This is a genomic window from Pseudomonas sp. NPDC087639, assembly GCF_044743385.1.
In the GTDB taxonomy this organism is placed as follows: Bacteria; Pseudomonadota; Gammaproteobacteria; order Pseudomonadales; family Pseudomonadaceae; genus Aquipseudomonas.
In genome coordinates, this window is the sequence record NZ_JBIUWI010000039.1 from 29,172 (window position 1) to 30,217 (window position 1,046).

2 protein-coding genes are annotated in these 1,046 nt (G+C 59.1%); both read right to left on the bottom strand.

Features of this window, described 5'->3' with window-relative positions; all coding sequences use genetic code 11:
- Positions 1-144, bottom strand: a 144-nt coding sequence (locus ACIOVB_RS17120) for a hypothetical protein (protein WP_401269688.1), incomplete at its 3' end; no start/stop codon positions are given.
- 86 nt (positions 145-230) lie between these two features.
- A partial coding sequence (gene zipA / locus ACIOVB_RS17125) for a cell division protein ZipA (protein ID WP_401269663.1) occupies positions 231-1,046 on the bottom strand: 816 nt, incomplete at its 5' end.

A 1,046-nucleotide genomic window follows, 5' to 3' on the forward strand; every position in this document is an offset into this window, starting at 1 on the left:
GGCCGCTTCCAGCGCCTTGAGCTCGTGGAACAACCGGTCGTACTCGGCATCCGGAATGCTCGGCTCGTCGAGAACGTGGTAACGGTAGTTGTGCTGATCCAGCTCAGCGCGCAGCTCTAGAATGCGATTTTTGGCGGCGGTCATGGTGTTCTCTCATAAAGCAAAAGAGCAGCCGAGGCTGCTCAATCTATTTTGCCGATTGCCTCTTTATAGCGAGGCAATCTTTTCAATCAACGCTTCTGGGTCAGGGCGCGGCGTTCAAATTCGACGATGCGCTGACGGTAGTGCTCGATGGTCTGCGCGGTCAGGACGCTGCGCTGGTCATCTTTGAGCTCGCCGTTCAATTCCTGAGACAGCTTACGGGCCGCGGCCACCATCACGTCGAAGGCCTGCTTCGGATGACGCGGGCCTGGCAGGCCGAGGAAGAAGCTCACCGCCGGGGTGCTGAAATGGTCGATGTCATCCAGATCAAAGATGCCCGGCTTGACCGCATTGGCCATGGAGAACAGTACTTCACCGTTGCCAGCCATGCTTTCGTGGCGGTGGAAAATGTCCATTTCGCCGAAACGCAGACCGCTTTCCAGAATATTCTGCAACAGCGCCGGGCCTTTGAAGCCAGCGGCGTCGCGGCAGATCACGCTGATCACCAAGACTTCTTCAGCTTGTGGCTGATCCTTGTCGACCACGGCAGGCGAAGGCTTGCTGTCTTCGACGAAGTCATCATCACGGCTGCTGAAGTTCGGGCCACCGTCCAGATCAAGATCCAGATTCAAGTCACCCTGGGCCGGGCCGTTGCTGCCGCGCTTGCCACGCTTGGAGCCGGATTCGCGAGGCTCGCGTGCTTCGCGGGCCGGCATGCTCACCGACGGCAGATCGTGTTCGTCCAGTTGTGGCTCTTTATGTGTGTCCAGCACGCGGGCCGGGCCCAACAGCTCAGCGCTGGTGTCCTCGTCCGGCAGGTTGGACAGACTTCGGTCAAGACGGAACTTCAGTTTTCCCTTGCCGCCGCGCATACGGCGCCAGCCATCGAAAAGAATACCGGCAAT